At 51.1% G+C, this 1,790-nt stretch carries 2 protein-coding genes; both read left to right on the top strand.

What is annotated here, in order from left to right; all coding sequences use genetic code 11:
* A partial coding sequence (locus ACTHUM_RS13015; protein ID WP_440403062.1) for an alanine:cation symporter family protein occupies positions 1-299 on the top strand: 299 nt, incomplete at its 5' end.
* 83 nt (positions 300-382) lie between these two features.
* Entirely contained in the window at positions 383-1,639 is a 1,257-nt protein-coding gene (locus ACTHUM_RS13020) for a D-amino acid dehydrogenase (protein WP_070461263.1), read from the top strand.
* The last annotated feature ends 151 nt before the right edge of the window (positions 1,640-1,790 follow it).

Consider the following 1,790-nt stretch of genomic DNA (forward strand, 5'->3'; position numbering starts at 1 on the left):
TCACCATCGGCCTGATTTTCTTTGCCTACTCAACCATTCTCGGCTGGTGTTATTACGGCGAGAAATGCGCGGTTTACGTCTTCGGCGAGAAGTTTGCCGGTTTGTACCGCGTTGGTTATGTTTCTTCGGTTATGCTGGGAACCGTGTTGAGCCTTGATTTGGTGTGGCTGGCTTCGGACACATTCAACGGCTTGATGGCGTTGCCCAACCTGATTGCGCTTTTGTTGATGGCGAAAGTCATCGTCAATGAAACGCGCGACTTCAAACAAAAAATCAAAAACGGCGAATTGCCGCATTAATGTCCAAGGCCGTCTGAATCTGAATATTCAGACGGCCCGATGTATATTAAGTCTGTTTGGAAAAAAGTCAGAGGAGGAGAAAAATGAAAGTGCTTGTTTTAGGTGCTGGTGTTGCCGGCGTATCTTCCGCGTGGTATCTGGCAGAGGCAGGACATGAAGTAACAGTCATCGACCGCGCCGAGGGTGTGGCGATGGAAACCAGTTTTGCCAATGCAGGCCAGCTTTCTTACGGCTATACCACGCCGTGGGCTGCTCCCGGTATTCCGACCAAAGCGCTGAAATGGCTGTTTAAAAGCCATCCGCCTTTGCTGTTTCGCCCTGACGGCAGCCTGTATCAAATCGAATGGCTGTGGCAAATGCTGCAAAACTGCACGGCCGCGCGCTATCAAATCAACAAAGAGCGCATGGTCAGGATTTCTGAATACAGCCGAGAAATGTTCCGCCGTTTTGAAGCGCAAACCGGCATGAATTTTGAAGGGCGCAAAAAAGGGACGTTGCAGATTTTCCGTCAGGCTAAAGAAGTCGAAGCGGCAGAACAAGACATTGCCGTTTTGGAACGCTACGGCGTGCCGTACCGCCGTCTGAAACCCGAAGAATGCGCCGAGTTTGAGCCTGCGCTGGCACGCGTTACCGCAAAAATTGCCGGCGGCCTGCACCTGCCTGCGGATGCGACCGGCGACTGCCACCTCTTCACTGAAAACCTATACAAATTGTGTCAGGAAAAGGGCGTACAGTTCCACTTCAACCAAACCATCAGCCGCATCGACCACAACGGGCTGCGCATCAAAGCCGTTGAAACCGAAACAGGGCGGTTTGAAGCAGATGCCGTTGTCTGCGCGCTCGGCTGCTTCAGCAGGACTGTGTTGGCGCAGTTGGATCTCAATCTGCCGATTTATCCCGTCAAAGGCTATTCCTTGACCCTGCCCGTCACAAACTCAGACGGCGCACCGGTTTCCACCGTTTTAGATGAAAGCTACAAAGTCGCCATCACGCGCTTTGACAACAGAATCCGCGTCGGCGGCATGGCGGAATTGTCTGGCTACGAAATCAAACTGCCCGAAAAACGCCGCGAAACCTTGGCTTTGGTCGTCAACGACTTGTTCCCCGAAGGCGGCGATTTGAAACAAGCATTGTTCTGGAGCGGTCTCAGACCGATGACGCCCGACAGCACACCGCTAATCGGGCGCACCCGCTTTGATAATCTCTTCCTGAATACCGGCCACGGTACTTTGGGCTGGACCATGTCGCTGGGTTCGGCAAAATTAACCGCCGATATCGTGAGCGGCAAAGATACCGAAATCCGAAGCGACGATTTGAGCCTGTCGCGTTATCAGGCTTAAGCTGGAAAGCGATAAGGTTTAGCGGCATTTCAAATTTAAAGGCCGTCTGAAAATTATTTTTCAGACGGCCTTTTGTTTCAAAATCTGTGTACCTAATCAATAAAATAAATAATAACTATTATCATGCGCATTAAAAAGTGTTAGTCTGAAC

The organism is Neisseria sp. P0021.S006 (genome assembly GCF_051956895.1).